This is a genomic window from Arthrobacter sp. TE26545 (assembly GCF_056279005.1).
Map to the genome: position 1 here is coordinate 3,217,201 of NZ_JBWBQM010000001.1, position 16,495 is coordinate 3,233,695.

Here is a 16,495-nt window from a genome sequence, read left to right on the forward strand (position 1 = left end):
GTGAGGCCCGCTCTACGTCCTTTGCCCCGTGTAAAGAACGTAGAGCGGGCCTCGCAACGTCCTACCGCTCACGGGTTCCAGGCGTACGCTGTGGATTAAGGTCCTTCCACCGCGGGAGTCTGACATGGACACTGAATTCGCCGCCGTCGCCGGCCACGATGTCACAACGATCACCTGTGTCTGCGGCAACACCGTCAACAAGGACGGACTGATCCCGGCGAATGCCCAGGGCGTCCCTATTCATGCCGGCAACGACGTCCCGGCCGGCCTGGCACCGTGGCCGGACGACGGGGAGCTCTACACCCTTTGTCCGACGTGCGGGCGCGTGTACAGCGACTCCGTTGTGGAGGAGACAGGCAAAGCCCCAGTGGCGTTCAGGGTGGATGTGGCCGCCGGAGCAATCGCCGAGGCCATCCGCGTCCATTGGGAGAAGTCATGACTGCCCTTCGGCATCCATTCCCCTGATCATGTAACGCCGTTCGATCCCCGCTGTTGCGCTGCCCCATTCGCTGGCGGCGACACGTTCCTGGTGGGCGCGGAATGCCCTGGGGTCACGGAACCGTTCTTCAACGTGCCAGATGAGCGGGTCTTCAGTCTGCGTCACTTCGAAGGACAGGCAGCCGTCTTCGGCCCGGCTCAACTCGATGTGCACCGGAAGATGCCTGGCCACCATTTCAGCCTGCGAATCCGTGCTGCACACAAGCTCTCCGCCGAGGGTTACTTCCGGCATTGTGTTCCTTCCTGTAGCGACAACCAACGGGCGGGCCCGACGGCGGCGGGGCACCAACGGTATGTAACCCTAGGGCTTCGCTTCGCCGGCCGGGCCCCTCAACGCGATAGATTGCTGGCATGACTGACGCAAGCTCCGCCACCGATGCCGGCCGCGGCACCATCCTTGTCCTGAACGGCCCCAACCTTAACCTGCTTGGCACCCGCGAACCTGAAAAGTACGGCACCTCCACCCTGGCCGACGTCGAACAGCTCGCCATGGACGCAGCCGGCGCGCACGGTTTCACGGTGGACTGCGTGCAGTCGAACCACGAAGGCGACCTCCTGGACGCGATCCACGCCGCCCGCGGCACCGCCGCCGGAATCGTCATCAACGCCGGCGCCTACACCCACACTTCAGTGGCGCTGCGTGACGCCCTGGCCGCCGTCGAGCTTCCCGCCGTCGAAGTGCACATCACCAATGTGCACAAGCGCGAGGAATTCCGGCACCATTCCTACCTCTCGCCTGTTTGCACCGCAGTGATCGTCGGCGCCGGCGTCCAGGGGTACAAACTGGCCATCGACTTCCTGGCTGGTGCCGTCGCCTAGCTACTTCCGCGTGCACTGCCCGGGCGAGACCGCCGCGTTCAGCGACGGCGCCTTGGCGGCCACCGGGGCGAGGTCCGCCATTGTCAGGGCGTAGCCGACCGCCACGTCCGAGGTGGTCTTGGCGAAAATGACGCCGGCCACCCGGCCCTGCTGGGACAGCAGCGGTCCGCCGGAGTTGCCAGGCTGCACGTCGCCGGCGAGTTTGTAGACCTGTTCCGGCGCCGGGTTGTTGCCGTAGATGTCCGGAACCAGCAGCGTGGACACGCCCTGGACAGCGGCAGGCTTGGACTGGAATGGTCCGCCGTGCGGGTACCCGGCAAAGGCCGCGGAAGACCCCGCGGGCAGGTCCGGCCCCAGCTGCAGCGGCGCGGTGGGCAGGCCCTCAACCGCGACGACGGCGAGGTCCCGCTTGCTGTCGAAATACACCACCCGGCCCGGCATCGCACCGCCGTCGGGCATTTCCACCACGGGCTGCGGAACGCCGGCCACCACGTGGGCGTTGGTCACGACGCGCCCCGGGCGACACAACGAATCCGGTGCCGGTCTGGTTCTGGCCGCACTGGTAGGCGGTTCCGGCGATCTTCAGCACCGAGCGAGCGGCGTTGTTCAGGGCGGGGGTGTCGGTACTGGCGTCGGGAACCGGAACCGGCGCCACCGGGCCGATCCCTTCGATGATCTTGGGAATCCCGTTCCCCATCACCGCCGAACGCAACTGCGCGACGGCGGCCTTGACCGGGTTGGGGGTCAGCGCGTCGATGGAGCGGATCACCTTGGAGTCGGCCAACTGCTGGGAGACAAACGGCACACCCAGCGACGCGATGCTGGTCGACAGCATGGACATCACCAGCGCCGCCACGGCCACACTGGCGAAGCCGCCCAGCAGGCGGTCCAGGGCGTGCAGCGGCTGGATCCGCACGGCCTGGCGGATCTTGTGCCCCACCCAAGTGCCAAGGCCGTGGCCGAGCACGATCAGCACCAGGGCGGTAGCGATGATGGCGGTCAGCCGCCAGCCACTGTCCGGCACCCAGTTGCTCACCAGGGGAACGGAAACGACGGCGGCCATCGCCCCGGCGGCAAAGCCGGCCACGCCGCCCAGCGTGACCAGGAAACCATTGCGCAGGCCATAGATCAGGTAGGAAAGAAGCGTCAGAATCAACGCCAGATCCAAGATGGTCAAGCCGAACACCAATGCTCCTCACAGCCGGGGTAAGCCCCAATTGTAAGTGCCGACTCTGACACCCGGCCGATAGCCCCGGCGCCGCAGCGGCCCGTGGCATCCCTCACCAAGCGGGCCGTTTTCGGCGATATCCGCACAGTTTCAGGCGTTTCGGCTGCCAAGTACGTCACAGAGCCCGAAAAATTCTGGAACAATGACTGAAGCGCCACTGCCGAACTTTTACTCAGGAGATTTCATGGACATCGAGGTACTGCGCCGCGCACCCCTCTTCGCCACCCTTGACGACGACGCCTTCCGTCTGCTCACGGACGAGCTGACCGAAGTGGACCTTTCCCGCGGGGCTTCGGTGTTCCGCGAGGGCGACCAGGGTGACCAGCTCTACTTCATCGTGTCCGGCAAGGTGAAGCTCGGCCGCACCTCCCCCGATGGCCGCGAGTCCCTGCTGGCCATCCTCGGCCCGGGCGAACTCTTCGGCGAAATGGCCCTCTTCGATCCGAGCCCGCGCACCGCCACGGCCACCGCCGTTTCGGAAACCCGCCTGGCCGGCCTGAAGAACGAAAGCCTCAACACCCTGCTGCGCACCCGCCCCGAGGTGTCCGCCCAGCTCCTGCAGGCACTGGCCCGCCGCCTGCGCCGCACCAACGACTCCCTTTCCGACCTCGTGTTCTCCGACGTCCCCGGCCGCGTTGCCAAGGCGCTGCTGGACCTCGCAGACCGTTTCGGCCGCCCCGCCACCGACGGCGTCCTCGTAGCGCACGAGCTCACCCAGGAAGAACTGGCCCAGCTCGTCGGCGCTTCCCGCGAAACGGTCAACAAGGCCCTCGCCGAATTCGTCCAGCGCGGCTGGCTGCGCCTGGAAGCCCGCGCCGTCGTCATCCTGGACATGCAGCGCCTGCGCCAGCGCTCCCGTTAAGTCGTCAAGCAAGAAGGCCGGTTCCGAATGGAACCGGCCTTCTGCGTTTTCTTGTGCGCTGTGCCGCACCTACGTTGTGGTCACCTTGGGCGGCGGAGACGGCCCTTCCGCGTCGCTTAGCGCGTAGGTCCCTTCCCAACACTCGCAAGCTCGCGTCGGGGCCCTCGGGACGACGCTTCGACACATAGGGAGCGCGCCGGTCGCTGGGCGACCTCTGCGCTCCGATGTGCCGCGATGCGCTCCTTTCGGAAGAACCGCCATCCGCCATGTCGCTCACCCAGTGCCGACCTGAGTTAGCAGTCGGTAACGCAAGGACCGGCAAGCAGACGGCGGGTCTCCGCAGAGGAGCGCATCGCGATGCATCGGGTGCCGGATGTCGCTCAGCGACCGAAGGTGCCCTTTTGCATCGTGTCTAAGCGACGGCGGAGGGCCGCTGTCTGCGTCTCAGGCGACCACAACAGAACGCCACCCAAAGGTGACCACAACAGAACGCCACCCAAAGGTGACCACAACGGAACGCCACGCAAGGCGACCACCGAGCGGTGAGGAAAAGCGTCAGCGCTCCCGCTGGGGCTCCCCTGCGACGGTGCGGGCTGCTTCGACTTCGAGCATCAGCACGCCGTTCTCCTCGACCAGGCGGGGCTGGTAGACGTGGTGCTTGCGTTTGTAGCTGAGGTAGGCGATGCAGCCCTGGGCCGCGGCCATCTTTTCGAGCATGATTTCCGAGCCCGGGACCAGGAGTTGGCCGAGCGTGAGGCCAATGGTGTTTTCCTGGCCGATTTCGTCGCCGAGCATGGTGGTGTCGCGTTCGGCGATGAGTTCGAAGGCACGGACCCAGCGGCCCCAGACGCCCTTGCTCTGGAGGAGGGAGGGGCTCTGGCCGACGGGGACGGTGGCTGCGAAGTAGCGAGTGTTAAAGCGGCGGTGGGCGAAGTCCGGGCTGAGCCAGTTCACCAGCGGCTTGAGCAGGTCGGTGCGCAGGGAGAGCCCGCGCTTGGCCAGGACGTCGGCGAAGGATTTGTCCTGGTTAGCCACGGCCTCGCGGGCTTTCATCCATTCCGGGGTGGACGTTCCTTCCACCGTAGTGGACAGGTCCGGTCCGGCAAGGAGGACGCCGGTCTCTTCGAACAGTTCGCGGATGGCTCCCACCACGTGGCGGCGGGCCAGCCCGACGTCGGTGGTTCCGAGCGCCTCGGCCCACTGCTGGGGCGAGGGGCCCAGCCAGCCGAGGACGTCGTCGTCGCTCGTGTCCAGCGAGCCGCCCGGGAAGGCGACCACGCCCAGCGGGGAGGTACCCGGACGGTAACCCATCCAGGTCTCCAGGCCACCGGGAGCGTCACGGAGCAGGACTACTGATGATGCATATCGCGCGGCGCGGGGACTCCGTTCGCCGAGCTGGAGCCAGTTCCGTGCTGCCCCCTCAAGTTCAGGGGGCAACACGAACAGGCGTCGGGCTAGCTGAGGCAATTGCTTTGACCGGTTCCTAGCTGAATTCGGCGATCAGTTCGACCTCAACCGGAGAGTCGAGCGGCAGGACCGCAACGCCGACGGCGGAGCGTGCGTGGATGCCGGCGTCGCCGAAGACCTTGCCCAGGAGTTCGGAGGCACCGTTGATGACGGCCGGCTGGCCGGTGAAGGACGGGTCGGAGGCAACGAAGCCGACCACCTTGACGATCCGGGTGATGCGGTCGAGGTCCCCGATGACGCTCTTTACCGCTGCGAGGGCGTTGATGGCACACACTTCGGCGTAGAGTTTGGCGTCTTCCGGAGCAACAGTGGCTTCCTCGGACTGGCCTTCCTCGCCGGTGGAGACCTTGCCCGTAGCTGGGAGTTTGCCATTAACGAACGGCAGCTGGCCGGAGGTGTAGACGTAGTTGCCGGAGACGACCGCCGGGACGTAGGCGGCCACAGGTGCTGCCACCTCCGGGAGGACGAGGCCGAGCTCTGCCAGGCGCTGCTCGACGGCGGAGGCCGGAGCCCGGGTTTCCGCGCCAGACGTGGTTTCTGCGGGGCTTGTCATAGTTACTGCTTCTCCCTCTTAAGGTAGGCGACCAGACCATTTCCATCGGGACCGGTGACTACCTGTACAAGTTCCCAGCCGTCCTCACCCCAGGTGTCGAGGATCTGTTTTGTGGCGTGAATAATGAGCGGAATCGTCGCGTACTCCCATTTGGTCATGAGAGAAAGCGTAGCCCTTGCCGGTAAAGTGGAAAACATGGTGACTCGCAAGAACCCCATATTCGATACTGCCACCACCCTGGGAAAGATCATCGCATTCCTCGGCGTGAGTGCCGTTTGCGGTGTCCTGGTGGCAGGTCTGCTGGTCCCCGCGGCCGCCCTGTCGGGCAGCACGGCCAGCGGCTCCATCCAGTTCTTCGACACGCTGCCGGCGGAGCTCCAGGTAAACCCGCCCAGCCAGTCCACCACCATCCTGGCCAGTGACGGCTCCAAGATCGCCTCGATCTACAAGGAGAACCGCACGCGAGTGCCGCTGGACCAGATGAGTCCCTACATCAAGGACGCCATCGTCGCGGTCGAGGACAGCCGCTTCTACGAGCACGGCGGCATCGACACCACCGGCATCCTGCGCGCCGTGGTCAGCACCGCCCGCGGCCAGAAGCAGGGCGCGTCCACCATCACGCAGCAGTACGTGAACAATGTCATCAACGAATCGCTTGTCTCCCAGGGCAAGGAAAACGACGTCAAGCTCAACGGCGTCAACAAGGGCGTCGGCGACAAACTGCGCGAAATGAAGCTCGCGATCGCCCTGGAGAAGAAGTTCTCCAAGGAGCAGATCCTCGAGGGCTACCTCAATATCGTCTTCTTCAACCGGGACGCCTACGGCATCGAAGCCGCTTCCCGCTTCTTCTTCAGCACCACCGCCAAGAACCTCACCCTGCCCCAGGCTGCGCTCCTGGCCGGCGTCGTAAACTCGCCGTCGTACTACGACCCCATCACCAACCCGGACCACGCCAAGTCCCGCCGCGACCTCGTCCTCCAGCTCATGCTGAACCAGCACAAGATCAAGAAGGCCGACTACGACAAGGCCGTGGCCACGCCGGTCAAAACCAAGATCACCCCGGCCCGCCAGGGTTGTGCGTACGCCACCTCGGCGCCGTACTTCTGTGATTACGTGTTGCACCTGCTGCTGAACAACCCGGCCTATGGTGCCACTCCTGACGAGCGCACCAACCGGGTGATGCGCGGCGGCCTGACCATCAAGACCACCCTGGATCCCAAGGCGCAGGCCGTGGCCCAGGAACAGGTGAACGCGGCTGCGGGTGCCAACCCTGACAAGTGGGGCGCCGCCTTGGTTTCGGTCCAGCCGAAGACCGGCAAGATCGTCTCCATGGCCCAAAATACGGTGTGGTTGCCTGCACCGGGCAAGTTCCAGGCCGAACAGAACTTCAACGTGGACGTCCTGGACTCCAACGGCCAGGACCTCAACGGCCTGGGCGGTTTCCAGACCGGCTCCACCATGAAGCCTTTCACCTTCGCGGAGTGGCTCAACGAGGGCAAGTCGATGTACACCACGATCAACGCCGGAGTCCGTAAGTACCCGATCGATTTCCCATGGCGGAACACCTGCTCCACGCCGACCTCCGGCTGGTATGACAGCAACGTAGAGGGCAGCCAGGACCTGCAGAACGCCGAAGAAGGCTATTACCGCCCGATGAGCGTGCTGTACGGCCTCGCGAACTCCATCAACACCGCCACCTTCGCCTCCGCATCCCAGCTGGACCTGTGCGGTATCCAGAAGATCGTGGACGCCGTGGGCATCCACGAAGGCCTGCCCGCTCGGGACAAGGACGGTAAGGTCACGGATCCGCACCCGCAGATCCCGATGACCACCCTGGCCAACCTGCTGGGCTCCCGCCAGACGGCACCGCTGACCATGGCCAGCGCCTTCGCCACCTTCGCGAACGACGGTCGATACTGTGAACCGATCGCCATTGAATCCGTGACGGACTCTTCCGGCGCCAAGCTTCCGGCCCAGTCCAGCAACTGCCGGGACGCGATTTCCCCTGAAGTTGCCCGAGGCGTCAGCAAGGGTCTCCAGGAAGTGCTGAACAAGGGCTCGGGTTTCTGGATCCAGCCCCGCATCTCAACGAGCACTACCTTCCCTGTTGCAGCCAAGACCGGTACCAACAACTCCAACGGTTCCACCTGGGTGGTCGGCTACACCACCGGCCTGGCTACCGCCACCTGGTTCGGCGATCCGCTGGGCGACCAGGGACGATACGGCCGTGACATCACCATCAACGGCAAGTTCTACTCGAACATCGACGGCTACATGATCGCCGGCCCGCAGTTCGCCAACTACATGCTGCAGGTGGCCCCGCGCTACGGCACGGATCCGTTCCCGGAACCGCCCTCGAACCTGAGTTATGTGGCCCCGGCACCCACCCCTACGCCTAAGGAAACCAAGGGCGGCGATTCGAAGAGCGGCGACAACGGCGCGGGTACCGGCGACAAGGGCACCACCCCGAAGGACAAATAGTTGATGACCGCCCAGGGACAACTGGTAGGCCGCGTTCGTGACTTCGGACGCGGCCTTGCCGTCACTGCCGCCGTCGGCGCCACAGCGGGCGCTGCTGCCGCCGCCTACGGCTGGTGGGAGAAGGACCAGTTCACCCTTCGGGAGGAAACCCTTCCGATCCTCCCTGCCGGTTCGGCGCCGATGCGCGTGCTGCACCTGAGCGACATCCATTTCGTCCCGGGCCAGGACAAGAAGGCGGCCTGGCTCCGGTCCCTGGCGGACCTGAAGCCGGACCTCGTGGTCAACACGGGAGACAACCTCAGCCACCCCAAGGCCATAGATCCACTGCTTGAGGCCCTTCGCCCGCTGATGGCGCTGCCCGGCGTGTTCGTTCCCGGTTCCAACGACTACTACGCGCCCACCCTGAAGAACCCGCTCAGTTACTTCCAGGGCCCCAGCCGGCTCCGCAAGGACCCCATCAAACTGGACTGGCCCAAGCTGCGCTCCGGCTTCGGTATGTCCGGCTGGATCGACCTGACCAACCGGCACCAGTCGCTGCCCGTGAACGGTGTCCGGCTGGATTTCTCCGGCGTCGACGATCCGCACCTCAAGCGCGAACGCTATGCCGGCTGGCCCCGCGGCACCGCCGGACAGGACAAGCGCCCGCACCTCCGCGTCGCCGTCATCCACGCGCCGTACCAGCGCGTGCTGGACCATTTCACCGAGGCTGACGCAGACCTGATCCTCGCCGGGCACACTCACGGCGGGCAGGTCTGCATCCCCGGCTACGGCGCCCTGGTCTCCAATTGCGACCTGCCCACCTGGCGCGCCAGGGGCCTGAACGATTGGGAAAGCAACGGACGCACGACGCCGGTGAACGTCTCCGGCGGCATCGGCACCTCGCGTTTCGCACCGGTGCGGATCGCTTGCCGCCCGGAAGCCGTGCTGCTGACCCTCACACCGCGCACCTAGCCGATGGCCAAGCCGGACCTGGAACATCTCCGGACCTTCGTCACGGTGTACCGTACGGGTTCGTTCACCGAGGCCTCGGCCTTGATCGGCATCTCGCAGCCCACCGTCACCAGCCATATCCGTGCGCTTGAGTCCGGCTTGGGCTATCCGCTGTTCACCAGGCATCGCACCGGCGTCACGCCAACTGCCCGGGCGGAGGTGCTGGTCCGCGAGGTCGCCCCGCATGTCGACGCCCTGGAGGACATCACCAATGCCTTTCCGGCGTCCGGCGACTCGCCGCTCGCCATCCAGTTCGGCGGCCCGGCCGAACTCACCAGCCAGCTGCTCCTTCCCAAGCTCAAGGACCTGACGGATGCGGCGGGAGCGCCTGTCAGGATCACCTTCGGCCTGGCCGACGGCATGCTGGAGCAGTTGCGCACAGGCACCTTGGACGTGGTGTTCAGCTCAGTGCTGCCCCGCGTGCGCGGCATCGAATCGGAACCGTACTTCGACGAGGAATTCGCCCTGGTGGCGGCACCCGCCTGGGCCGGAACCGTTGTCGATGCAGACAACGCCGGCCGCCTCACCGGCATCCCGCTGGTGGCCTACGCCGAGAACCTGCCGATCATCCGCCGCTACTGGCGCACGGTGTTCGGGCATCGTCCCAGCGGGCTCAAGACAGCCGCCGTCGTCCCGGACCTCCGGGGCATCCGGGCAGTGGTGAAATCCGGCCTGGGGATGTCCGTGCTGCCGGTCTACCTCATCGAAAAGGAACTCGCAGAAGGCTCTCTCGTGCAGTTGCACTCCCCCGAGGTGCCTCCGCTCAACACGGTGCACCTTGCCGTGCGCGCCGGCGAACTCAGCCGGAACCCGCACCTGCGTGCCTTCGTACGGGCGCTCGGGGACCTGAAACCGTAGGGGCGGGACTCCAGAGAAGCAGCATCAGGAATCGGATGGACTGCCAAGGTTTTCCAATCACCGGGCGGTTCCGGCGGCGGGCATACTCAGTGGCGTCGAAAGGAACACAATGTCCAAGATCCTCATGGTCGCCACCGCGGCAGACTCCCTCACGCTCGCCGACGGTTCCGAGCACGCTACCGGCTTCTGGGCCGAAGAACTCGTGGTTGCCCACCGCGAGCTGACCGCCGCAGGGCACGACGTAGTCATCGCCACTCCGGGCGGCAAGGCCGCTCCCGTCGACCCGGGCTCGCTCGCTGTCGCGAATGTCGGCAGCGAAGAAGCCGTGGCAGAACTGTCTTCCTACCTCGATGGAATCGCCGCCCAGTTGAAGGCTCCGCTCTCCCTCGACGAGGTGAAAACCGCGGATTACTCCGCAATTGTCCTGCCGGGTGGCCACGGCCCCATGGCCGACCTTGCGTTCGACGCCACTCTGGGAGCCATCCTGCGCGAGGCGGACGACGCCGGAACGGTCATCGCGCCGTTCTGCCACGGACCGGCGGCCCTGCTGAGCGCCACTAGGCCCGACGGCAGTTTCGTCTTCGCCGGCCGCAAGCTCACCGTCTTCACCGACGACGAAGAGCTTGCCGGCGGGCTCGGCGAAAACACCCCGTGGTTCGTCGCGGCCAAGCTGCGCGAGCGGGGTGCCGTTACCAAGGCCGGCGCCGCCTGGTCCAGCTTCGTGGTACGCGACGGGAACCTCATCAGTGGCCAGAACCCGCAGTCCAGCGCCGCAGTGGCAGCTGCGGTTCTGGAGGCGCTGCAGGGCTGAGCCCCGCCGGAAAGCAACAGGAAGGCCGTCCCCGGAATACCGGGGACGGCCTTCCTGTTTCCACCAATGATCCGCGTCATGCGATTACGGATCACGATAAGTGGTAAAACATTTCACCATTGGCTGCCTTCTCCCTGTGAAGGGAATCACGCATGGCATAGGGTAGTTGCTGTAGGAAACCACCTCTGCCGTCTGAAGATCCAGCTGTCGAGAAGCGGGTATGTCCAAGCAAACGTCGTTCTTCACTTCCATCAAACGCCTCTACCCCCATGTCAGGCCGATCCTCCCCCGGCTCTTCCTGGGCCTGCTCAGCGCTCTGCTTGCCAGCGTGGTGGCCCTTGCCATCCCGCAGGTCCTCCGGGTCCTGGTCAATGACTTCCTCAAACCCGGCGGCGCGGGGAGCGCGGTGTGGATTTCCGCCGTCGTGATCCTGCTGCTCGGCATGGCAGAAGCGGGACTGGTGGCGCTGCGCCGGCAGTTCGTCATCAACCCGGCCACCACGGTGGAGACCCGCATGCGGGTCTCGCTCTACGGCCACCTGCAGGACCTCACGGTTTCCTTCCACGACCGCTGGGGCTCGGGTCAGCTGCTTTCGCGGGCCATGACGGACCTGAACTTCCTGCGCCGCTGGATGGCATTCGGGGCCATCATGCTGGTGGTCACCACCTTGACCGTGGCGATCGGCGTCGGCGTCATGTTCACCATGAGCTGGCAACTGGCCCTGATCTTCCTGGCCGCGGCACTGCCGATCATGGTCTACTCCTTCCGTTTCCGGCGGCGCTTCAGCCTGGTGGCCCGCCTCAGCCAGGACCAGGCCGGAGACCTCGCCACCACCGTGGAGGAATCGGTCCATGGCATCCGCGTGCTCAAGGCCTTCGGCCGCAGCCGCGAGGCGCTGGAAAACTTCAACGGCCAGGCAGAGGAACTGAGGCAGACCGAGATCGCCAAGGCCAAGCAGCAGGCGGAGTTCAGCCTGGTGGTGACCCTGCTGCCGGAACTGGCCCTCGGCGTCGGGCTGGTGGCGGGCATCATGCTGGCTTCCACCGGCGAGCTGAGCATCGGCTCCCTGGTGGCGTTCTTCGCCACTGCCGCTGTGGTGGCCGCACCGGTGGAGTTCTCCGGCATGCTGCTGGCGATGGCGCTGACGGCCAAAACCGCCCTGGACCGGCATTTCGAAGTCATGGACACGCCCAACACCATCACCAGTCCGGATGCGCCGCAGTCTCCGCCCCAGTTGCGCGGCGGCCTGCGCTTCGACCACGCTTCCTTCGCGTTCGACGACGGCGGCCCCCTCCTGCACGACATCACACTTGACGTCCGCCCCGGTGAGACCATGGCCCTGGTGGGCGTGACGGGAAGCGGCAAGAGCGCGCTGCTCCAACTCGTCCCCCGGCTCTACGACGCCACAGGCGGATCCGTACGGATCGACGGCGTGGACGTGCGGGAGTTCAACGTCGAGGAACTGCGGACCGTGGTTGCCGTGGCCTTCGAAGACACCACTCTCTTTTCCAGTTCCGTGCGGGAGAATGTGCTGCTCGGCGCACCTGATCCTTCCGAGGCCGCTTTGGACGAAGCGCTCGACGTCGCCCAGGCGCACTTCGCCTACTCCCTCCCCGACGGCGTGGACACCCTGATCGGCGAAGAAGGACTCAGCCTGTCCGGCGGGCAGCGCCAGCGCATCGCCCTGGCCCGGGCAATCGCGGCGAAACCGCGGGTGCTGGTGTTGGACGATCCGCTCTCGGCCCTGGACGTCAACACCGAGGAACTGGTGGAAGCCCGGCTCCGTGAAGTGCTGAAAGAGACCACCACGCTGATCGTCGCGCACCGGCCGTCCACTGTCGCCCTCGCGGACCGCGTGGCCCTGCTCGAGGACGGGCGGATTTCCGACGTCGGGACCCATACGGAACTGCTGGAGCGCAACACGCACTACCGCTTCGTCATCGCGAGCCTCGACGAAGGTCCGAAGGACCTGGACAGCAACCTCGACGACGAACTGGACGAACTGGAACAGGCCGGGGAGGCACGGCGATGAGCACTTTCGGTACATCCAACGAGGACAATGCGCACCTCAGCCGCTCGGACAGCAAGGCTGTGCGGCACCGCTCCCTCGCGCTGCTGGGCTCGCTGATCAGGCCGGTACGCGTCCGCTTCTGGCTCACGCTGGCCATGGTGGTCCTGTCCCAGGCAACCCGCGTGGCGGGCCCGGCCATCATCGCCTTCGGCATCGACCATGCCCTGCCGGCGCTGCAGGCGGGCAGTAACGGACCCCTGCTGCTCGCCGGCGTCCTCTACCTCGCTTCCGCCGTGGCCACCGCGGCCCTCACTGCGCTCTACGTCACGTCCACGGCGCGGCTGAGCCAGGCCATGCTCCTGGACCTCCGCCTGCGGGTGTTCCGCCATACCCAGCGGCTCAGCCTCGAGTTCCACGAAAAGTACACCTCGGGCCGCATTATCGCCCGGCAGACCTCGGACCTTGAAGCCCTCCGCGAACTGCTGGACTCCGGCGTCAGCTCGCTGGCATCCGGGCTGCTGTTCATGCTGTTCACGGCCATCACGGTCTTCGCGCTCGACTGGCGCAGCGGCCTCATCATGCTGGCCGCCGGCGTCCCGATGTTCTTCCTGGCCCGCTGGTACCAGAAGCATTCGCAGATCGCCTTCCGGGAGTCCCGCGTGGTTTCGGCACGGCTGATCGTGCATTTCGTCGAGACCATGACCGGCATCCGTGCCGTCAAGGCCTTCCGGAAGGAGAAAGAGAACGCGCAGCGCTACGGCGAACTCTCCGAGGACTACCGCCGTGTGACGGTGCGCTCGATCAACCTCAACGGCATCTTCCAGCCGGGCCTGGTGCTGATCGGCAACGTGTGCGTGGCAGTGGTGCTGCTCCTCGGCGGCTTCCGGGTGCTCAGCGGCGAACTCGCCGTGGGCGTCCTCCTCGCCCTGATCCTGTCCACCAAGCGCTTCTTCCAGCCGGTGGACCAGATGGCGATGTTCTACAACTCCTTCCAAAGCGCCCAGGCCGCCCTGGAGAAGGTGTCCGGCTTGCTGGAGGAAGTTCCCACGGTGCGGCCGCCCAAGAACCCCGTTCCGCTCCCCCATGCCCGCGGCGAGATCGCGTTCCGTGACGTGGAGTTCAGCTACGGCGCCGGCAAAACGGTGGTGCCCCGCCTGAACCTGCACATTCCGGCGGGCCAGACCGTGGCCCTCGTGGGCCAGACCGGGGCCGGCAAGTCCACGCTCGCGAAGCTGATCGCCCGCTTCTACGATGTCACCGCCGGTTCCCTGACGCTCGACGGCGTGGAGCTGCGGGACCTGGACAGCAGCGAGCTGCGCCGCGCCGTGGTCATGGTCACCCAGGAAGCGTTCCTGTTCAGCGGCTCGGTGGCGGACAACATTGCCCTCGGTCGCCCCGACGCCTCGCGCGACGAGATCGAGGCGGCAGCCCGGGCCGTCGGCGCCCATGACTTCATCGCTGCACTGCCCGACGGTTATGACACCGACGTCAACAAGCGCGGGGGACGGGTTTCCGCAGGGCAGCGCCAACTGATCAGTTTTGCCAGGGCGTTCCTCGCGGCACCCGCCGTGCTGATCCTGGACGAGGCAACCTCGTCCCTGGACATTCCGTCCGAGCGGCTGGTGCAGGCCGGCCTGTCCAGCCTGCTCGCCGGCACCGGACCAGGCGGAGCCGCAGCACGGACGGCGATCATCATCGCCCACCGGCTGTCCACCGTCGAGTCCGCGGACCGGGTGCTCGTCATCCACGACGGCGAGGTGGTCGAAGACGGTTCTCCCGCCGAATTGATCAGCGGCGGCGGACGCTTCGCCGCGCTGCACGGGGCCTGGCGGGAGTCGCTCGTCTAAGCGCCGGAGCACCCGTCCCGGGGGCCCTGTCCGGGGACGGTGCGCCGCCGATTTCGCATCCGGGGCAGGGATCGGCTATCCTTGAACACGTTGCTTTTGCAACGGATCGGGATGTAGCGCAGCTTGGTAGCGCGCTTCGTTCGGGACGAAGAGGTCGCAGGTTCAAATCCTGTCATCCCGACCAATTAGAGCAGGGCCTTCCATTAGGGAGGCCCTTCTTGTTTAAGCAAAACAATTCGCTGGCCGGTTTTTCCGGCCGGCTTTCCGGCGCCGGCGAAAAACATTCCATTGGCCGGTTTAGCATTTCGCCGCCGGGCCCTCCGACGGAAAAGAAATCACCCCGACGCCCAGACGCCGGGGTGATTTATCAAATCAATTGATTATTACATTGGGTCCGGCCAGTTGCCGATGGCCTGGGCGCGCATCGGATCAGGCCAGTTGCCAATGGCTTGGGCGCGCATCGGATCAGGCCAGTTGCCAATGGCCTGTGAGCGCATAGGGTCGGGCCAATTGCCGATACTGAGCACCGTATGAACGGCGTCTGCGACAGGGGCTGCAGAGATGACGGCCGGAGCCGCGGCCGTGAATGCAAGAGCGCCCGCCAAGGCGACAGATGCAGCGATCTTCTTGAACATGGTTTTCCCTCGATGCGAGTCGGATTCGTTATGGAAATTAGTGCGGTCCCTGTTGACACACATTGTAAAATGTTTTCCACAGAGGCTGTCAAGGTTAACCCGGAAAGACGGCACTAAAGCACCATATCTAGGAGGACGCGGTGGGCAACGGATTCGGAGAAAAGCTCCGTGCCGAGCGGCTCGAACGAGGATTGACCCAGGCCGAACTGGGCAAGGACCTCTACTCCCCCAGCTACATTTCACTGCTGGAGACCGGCCGCCGCGAACCCACTGCCGAGGTCATCGAAGAACTTGCCCGCCGGCTCGAGTTGGCACCCAAAGCCCTGGAAGCCTGGAGCCAGCCGGTGTCCGTCAGCGATGCCGAGTACGTACTTGCCGGCCTTTACGCGCGGCAGGCATGGGACCTCAGGGACTACCCGCTGGCGGCCAGCCACGCTGCGGCCGCGGCGCAGATCGCCCTGGAAGCGCGGAACACCAGCGCCTGGTGGAACATGACCTACATGCAGGCCGAATGCGTCATGAAGCAGGGCCAGCTCAAGGAGTGCCAGAAGATCATCCAGCATCTACTGGAGCACCCGATGGCCACCGAATCGGCGGGCCTCGGCGTCCGCGCCCGCCAGATGCTCGCCGCCGTCTGCCACGGCCAAGGGCAGCTGGCCACCGCCGTCGAACACGCCACGGAGGCGGTCCGGCTCAGCCAGCAGCTCCCTAAGGGCTCCACGCTCATCATCGGCGCGCACCGGGCCCTTATCGGTGCCCTCGCCGAAAGCGGCAAGCTGGACGAGGCCTGGAAATACTGCGAGTCCATGATGGCGCAGATGGACGAACACTCCATGTCCCAGCTCGCAGGCGAAGTCGCCTGGGTGGTGGGCAACGTGGCCTTCATGCGGCACGACTACGCTGAAGGGATCAAACACCACGAGCGCGCGGCAAAGCTCCTCTCCCCCGCAAACGACATCGAACTCTGGGCCCGCTTCAACAAGGCCTCGGCGGCTGTCAGGTTGTCTTCGGGCATCGTGGAACCCGAGACGCTCTCGGCGATCGAGCGTGCCGAACTCGCCCTGTCGATCGTGGGCGGCAACAAGACCGACCAGCTGGAAGTGGCGTTCATCCGCGCGCGCTGGCTCTACCTCACGGGGGACATCCTGGCCGCCGTCGCGAAGCTTCGTGAAATCCACGCGGACCGTGGCGAACTGGCCCGCCACACCGCAGGCGAGGTGTCCTTCCTGCTCGGCAAGGCACTCAAGGCCGCCGGTGAGAACGCCGATGCCCTGGTCTACCTAGAAGAAGCGCAGGCGGACTTCACGGCCGCGGGCGCGGCGGACCGTGTCCAGCAGGCCATGGATTCGCTCCTGGAGATCCGCCTCGCCGAACGGCGCGCCCAGGCGGCCAGCCACGCTGCGAACTCCCCCAAGTAGCCGAATCCCGGAAAAAG

16 protein-coding genes, 1 tRNA gene and 1 pseudogene are annotated in these 16,495 nt (G+C 65.7%); 12 read left to right on the plus strand and 6 right to left on the minus strand.

Annotated elements, in window-relative coordinates; translation table 11 throughout:
* Window positions 1-124: 124 nt before the first annotated feature.
* A complete protein-coding gene (locus tag ACZ9CK_RS14600; protein ID WP_476050297.1) occupies window positions 125-439 on the plus strand; it encodes a hypothetical protein in 315 nt (104 codons plus the stop codon).
* Here ACZ9CK_RS14600 and ACZ9CK_RS14605 read toward each other — a convergent pair.
* On the minus strand, window positions 434-730 hold the full coding sequence (locus ACZ9CK_RS14605) for a putative quinol monooxygenase (RefSeq protein WP_476050298.1): 297 nt from the start codon (window positions 728-730) through the stop codon (window positions 434-436). The genes ACZ9CK_RS14600 and ACZ9CK_RS14605 overlap by 6 nt on opposite strands.
* Before the next feature lie 119 nt (window positions 731-849).
* On the opposite strand from ACZ9CK_RS14605, the gene aroQ reads away from it, so the two are divergent.
* Window positions 850-1,317, plus strand: a complete 468-nt coding sequence (aroQ, locus tag ACZ9CK_RS14610) for a type II 3-dehydroquinate dehydratase (protein WP_426299668.1) — start codon at window positions 850-852, stop codon at window positions 1,315-1,317.
* Here aroQ and ACZ9CK_RS14615 read toward each other — a convergent pair.
* Window positions 1,318-2,503, minus strand: a pseudogene (locus ACZ9CK_RS14615) (MarP family serine protease).
* A gap of 226 nt (window positions 2,504-2,729) precedes the next feature.
* Here ACZ9CK_RS14615 and ACZ9CK_RS14620 point away from each other — a divergent pair.
* Window positions 2,730-3,407: a Crp/Fnr family transcriptional regulator gene (locus ACZ9CK_RS14620; RefSeq protein ID WP_013602309.1), complete on the plus strand. Its 678-nt coding sequence runs from the start codon at window positions 2,730-2,732 to the stop codon at window positions 3,405-3,407.
* 555 nt (window positions 3,408-3,962) lie between these two features.
* On the opposite strand, the gene ACZ9CK_RS14625 is transcribed toward ACZ9CK_RS14620, so the two are convergent.
* The 3 genes from ACZ9CK_RS14625 to ACZ9CK_RS14635 are packed head-to-tail and all read right to left on the minus strand — an operon-like array spanning window position 3,963 to window position 5,585.
* Complete coding sequence (locus ACZ9CK_RS14625) at window positions 3,963-4,874, minus strand: NUDIX hydrolase (RefSeq protein WP_426299672.1); 912 nt, start codon at window positions 4,872-4,874, stop codon at window positions 3,963-3,965.
* A gap of 16 nt (window positions 4,875-4,890) precedes the next feature.
* Window positions 4,891-5,427: a RidA family protein gene (locus tag ACZ9CK_RS14630; RefSeq protein WP_426299674.1), complete on the minus strand. Its 537-nt coding sequence runs from the start codon at window positions 5,425-5,427 to the stop codon at window positions 4,891-4,893.
* Window positions 5,428-5,429: 2 nt separating this feature from the next.
* Window positions 5,430-5,585 (minus strand): DUF4177 domain-containing protein, encoded by a 156-nt coding sequence (locus ACZ9CK_RS14635; protein WP_115789890.1) that lies wholly within the window; start codon window positions 5,583-5,585, stop codon window positions 5,430-5,432.
* Window positions 5,586-5,622: 37 nt separating this feature from the next.
* Here ACZ9CK_RS14635 and ACZ9CK_RS14640 point away from each other — a divergent pair, with 37 nt between their 5' ends.
* From ACZ9CK_RS14640 to ACZ9CK_RS14675, 8 genes are all read left to right on the plus strand, one after another.
* Complete coding sequence (locus ACZ9CK_RS14640; protein WP_476050299.1) at window positions 5,623-7,908, plus strand: transglycosylase domain-containing protein; 2,286 nt, start codon at window positions 5,623-5,625, stop codon at window positions 7,906-7,908.
* A gap of 3 nt (window positions 7,909-7,911) precedes the next feature.
* Window positions 7,912-8,859 carry a metallophosphoesterase gene (locus tag ACZ9CK_RS14645; protein WP_426299678.1) on the plus strand — a complete coding sequence of 316 codons (948 nt, stop codon included), beginning with the start codon at window positions 7,912-7,914 and terminating at the stop codon, window positions 8,857-8,859.
* Window positions 8,860-8,862: 3 nt separating this feature from the next.
* Entirely contained in the window at window positions 8,863-9,756 is an 894-nt protein-coding gene (locus tag ACZ9CK_RS14650; RefSeq protein ID WP_426299680.1) for a LysR family transcriptional regulator, read from the plus strand.
* Between the two features lie 109 nt (window positions 9,757-9,865).
* Complete coding sequence (locus tag ACZ9CK_RS14655) at window positions 9,866-10,567, plus strand: type 1 glutamine amidotransferase domain-containing protein (RefSeq protein WP_476050300.1); 702 nt, start codon at window positions 9,866-9,868, stop codon at window positions 10,565-10,567.
* A gap of 220 nt (window positions 10,568-10,787) precedes the next feature.
* Entirely contained in the window at window positions 10,788-12,599 is a 1,812-nt protein-coding gene (locus tag ACZ9CK_RS14660) for an ABC transporter ATP-binding protein (RefSeq protein WP_476050301.1), read from the plus strand.
* On the plus strand, window positions 12,596-14,425 hold the full coding sequence (locus ACZ9CK_RS14665; protein WP_476050302.1) for an ABC transporter ATP-binding protein: 1,830 nt from the start codon (window positions 12,596-12,598) through the stop codon (window positions 14,423-14,425). The genes ACZ9CK_RS14660 and ACZ9CK_RS14665 overlap by 4 nt, the downstream gene beginning before the upstream one ends.
* A gap of 107 nt (window positions 14,426-14,532) precedes the next feature.
* Window positions 14,533-14,609 (plus strand) — tRNA-Pro (locus ACZ9CK_RS14670).
* A 34-nt stretch (window positions 14,610-14,643) separates the two neighbouring features.
* Window positions 14,644-14,805, plus strand: coding sequence for a hypothetical protein (locus ACZ9CK_RS14675; protein WP_426299688.1), 162 nt, complete (start codon window positions 14,644-14,646; stop codon window positions 14,803-14,805).
* A gap of 3 nt (window positions 14,806-14,808) precedes the next feature.
* Here the strand turns inward: ACZ9CK_RS14675 and ACZ9CK_RS14680 are convergent, their stop codons facing one another.
* Entirely contained in the window at window positions 14,809-15,060 is a 252-nt protein-coding gene (locus ACZ9CK_RS14680) for a hypothetical protein (protein WP_426299690.1), read from the minus strand.
* 140 nt (window positions 15,061-15,200) lie between these two features.
* Between ACZ9CK_RS14680 and ACZ9CK_RS14685 the strand changes: the two genes are divergently transcribed.
* Window positions 15,201-16,478: a helix-turn-helix domain-containing protein gene (locus ACZ9CK_RS14685; protein WP_426299692.1), complete on the plus strand. Its 1,278-nt coding sequence runs from the start codon at window positions 15,201-15,203 to the stop codon at window positions 16,476-16,478.
* Window positions 16,479-16,495 lie beyond the last annotated feature (17 nt).

Coding starts and splice junctions, on each gene's coding strand:
- ACZ9CK_RS14645 (WP_426299678.1), top strand. CDS start 7,912: ATGACCGCCCAGGGACAACTGGTAGGCCGCGTTCGTGACTTCGGACGC.
- ACZ9CK_RS14640 (WP_476050299.1), top strand. CDS start 5,623: ATGGTGACTCGCAAGAACCCCATATTCGATACTGCCACCACCCTGGGA.
- ACZ9CK_RS14620 (WP_013602309.1), top strand. CDS start 2,730: ATGGACATCGAGGTACTGCGCCGCGCACCCCTCTTCGCCACCCTTGAC.
- aroQ (WP_426299668.1), top strand. CDS start 850: ATGACTGACGCAAGCTCCGCCACCGATGCCGGCCGCGGCACCATCCTT.
- ACZ9CK_RS14660 (WP_476050301.1), top strand. CDS start 10,788: ATGTCCAAGCAAACGTCGTTCTTCACTTCCATCAAACGCCTCTACCCC.
- ACZ9CK_RS14630 (WP_426299674.1), bottom strand. CDS start 5,427: ATGACAAGCCCCGCAGAAACCACGTCTGGCGCGGAAACCCGGGCTCCG.
- ACZ9CK_RS14680 (WP_426299690.1), bottom strand. CDS start 15,060: ATGTTCAAGAAGATCGCTGCATCTGTCGCCTTGGCGGGCGCTCTTGCA.
- ACZ9CK_RS14605 (WP_476050298.1), bottom strand. CDS start 730: ATGCCGGAAGTAACCCTCGGCGGAGAGCTTGTGTGCAGCACGGATTCG.
- ACZ9CK_RS14635 (WP_115789890.1), bottom strand. CDS start 5,585: ATGACCAAATGGGAGTACGCGACGATTCCGCTCATTATTCACGCCACA.
- ACZ9CK_RS14650 (WP_426299680.1), top strand. CDS start 8,863: ATGGCCAAGCCGGACCTGGAACATCTCCGGACCTTCGTCACGGTGTAC.
- ACZ9CK_RS14600 (WP_476050297.1), top strand. CDS start 125: ATGGACACTGAATTCGCCGCCGTCGCCGGCCACGATGTCACAACGATC.
- ACZ9CK_RS14655 (WP_476050300.1), top strand. CDS start 9,866: ATGTCCAAGATCCTCATGGTCGCCACCGCGGCAGACTCCCTCACGCTC.
- ACZ9CK_RS14665 (WP_476050302.1), top strand. CDS start 12,596: ATGAGCACTTTCGGTACATCCAACGAGGACAATGCGCACCTCAGCCGC.